The 1,718-nt window shown below is 30.8% G+C and carries 1 protein-coding gene; it reads left to right on the top strand.

Going from position 1 to position 1,718, the window contains the following annotated elements:
- Positions 1–189: 189 nt before the first annotated feature.
- Complete coding sequence (locus L950_RS25215) at positions 190–1,632, top strand: CARDB domain-containing protein (protein WP_021191672.1); 1,443 nt, start codon at positions 190–192, stop codon at positions 1,630–1,632.
- The last annotated feature ends 86 nt before the right edge of the window (positions 1,633–1,718 follow it).

The raw sequence follows: 1,718 nt of genomic DNA, 5'->3' as shown, positions 1-1,718 counted from the left end.
ATTTATTTAGGACACATATGTTGTTTCAATAATTTCAATAGTTGTATTTGCATCTTTTTAACCTCTTAAAGAGAAATTATTAATAATCTCTCTTTAATTTTTTTTAACCATTTATTTTAGTTTATGAAAGTAAAAATTTTACTATGCTTCCTCTTTTCGTTATTTATCCTTTCTGTTAAGAGTCAGGTGTTGTCTGAAAAGTATCATGTTTTATATTATATTGGAAATAGTCTAATCGAGGTTCAAAATAATTTATGTACCGCAGTAAAAAATGCAGAAACTGGTTCTAATAGGATAAAGGCCAATATCATGACCGTTAACAAGTATCCGGGAAAGTCAGTTCTTAAAATTGGCAACGAATATTACTATGTTTCAGCTTCTTATGATTATAGGAACTCTGATGAAGATCAGATGTTCAATTCAAATAATATTACGGTTTTAACCGAATATTCTAAAGACACGGACAACGATGGTTTGATAGACCATTGCGAAGTGTTGTCTGAAAAGTATCATGTTTTATATTATATTGGAAATAGTCTAACCGAGGTTCAAAATAATTTATGTACCGTAATAAAAAATGGATATGTTTCCGGTAAGAGAAAGGCTAATATCATGGTTGTTCACAAATACCCGGAAAAATCAATTCTTAAAATTGGAGAAGATTATTATTATGTCTACTCCTCTTTTGATTATAGACACTCTGATGAAGATGAGACGTTCAATTCAAATAATATTACGGTTTTAACAGAATATTATAAAGATGCGGATAACGATGGTGTTATAGATTATTGTGATTTATGTAAATCTCAAGTAGGTACTACAGAAAATGAGGGCTGTGCAGTACCGAAATATCACAAATTGTATAAAGTTGGCACGTCAATAGCGAATATTGAGAACCAACTTTGTAATATATTAAATCTACCTGAAACTGATAATTCGAGTACTTATAATGCAAATATTTATCTTGGGGGTACTTATAAAATTGGCGTAATTTTAAAGGTGGGTGGAATTTACTATGTAGTAAGGAATGTATATGATACTAGCATAGCCACTCCGGATCTTAATCTCTATCCAGATCAAATAGAGACGATTGCTCAATTTGCAAAAGATGAGGATAAAGATGGTGTCTTGGATTTATGTGATAATTGTAGAGCTCAGGCTGGCCCAAAATCAAATAACGGTTGCCCTTTGGGACTTCCAGATTTGAGCTTTGATATTAATAGTACGACTGTATTTAGTGGATGTACAGATTGTTCTTCATTTCTAACAAGTTTAGGGTCAAAGAAATTAATTGTGTACAAAGTTGGAGCAGGACTAACCTTTAATACTTATATTAATAATTCGGGTGCATCAGATAGCAAGGGATTTAATGTTGGAGTATATATATCTAAAGATACTAACATAAGTACAGATGATATGAAGCTTTCTCAAATAGTATTTCCTGTTAATCCAATTTCATCTCAAGGGGTAAGCGGAGTGGGCGGAACTATTTATGGAACATCACTTAACAAATTAGCTTTTGGAGATTATTATATACTTTTAAAAGCAGATGATCAAAATATAATTTCTGAAAGTAATGAAACAAATAATACCCTAATACTTCCTCTTAGATATCTGGAAAAGCCTAATTAATTATATTTTAGTTTAAAAGATGAAAAATTTGTAACCGTCCTATTAACTTACAGGTTAGCTTATTCTTAAAGTTTTGCGGATAAAGT

Origin of the sequence: Sphingobacterium sp. IITKGP-BTPF85 (genome assembly GCF_001006065.1) — a bacterium.
Taxonomy (GTDB): domain Bacteria; phylum Bacteroidota; class Bacteroidia; order Sphingobacteriales; family Sphingobacteriaceae; genus Sphingobacterium; species Sphingobacterium anhuiense.
Note: the sequence above shows the minus strand (reverse complement) of the source record. Positions and strands in the feature narration are given on the sequence as shown.